Here is a 495-nt window from a genome sequence, read left to right on the forward strand (position 1 = left end):
ACATTTTTTATATTAGTTGTATTATCTGAGGTAAGAGTAAGCTGAAGCTCGCTCACCAGAAATTTGATATCAATGAGTTCATTCAGAAATTCAGAAATTTCCGCATCTCCAAAATCTTCAGAAAATAGTTTTTTGATTCCACTATACTTCATGAAATGAGGAATACCTGAAACTTGTTCCAGATACTCGTTTATTTCCAATGATGATAATTGATGTTTTTCTTCAGTCTCGCTTTTTACAGGTTCCTGATAGCGATATTGCCCAGGAATTTTAGCCAGTGTATTATTGGCTTTATATCTTAATTTATTTCTGATATTTTCATTGTTTTCAATATGAGATTTTATCTCTGCGAGAAAATCCATATCAATCCGATGTAAATTCATAGATCAGATCTACAGATGCTAATATTTTTTGCAGAACAGAATGGTTTTTGGAATTATTCTCCTGTAATGATAATGTTTCATTAACAGTCGTTTCTGGGAAAAGGATTAGCTG

1 protein-coding gene is annotated in these 495 nt (G+C 31.7%); it reads right to left on the bottom strand.

Annotated elements, in window-relative coordinates; genetic code table 11:
- The coding region (locus SB724_RS19380; RefSeq protein WP_410572403.1) for a lantibiotic dehydratase at positions 1-383 on the bottom strand (383 nt) is incomplete at its 3' end.
- Positions 384-495: the final 112 nt, after the last annotated feature.

Source organism: Bacillus sp. SIMBA_031, from assembly GCF_046535225.1.
GTDB lineage: Bacteria > Bacillota > Bacilli > Bacillales > Bacillaceae > Bacillus > Bacillus velezensis.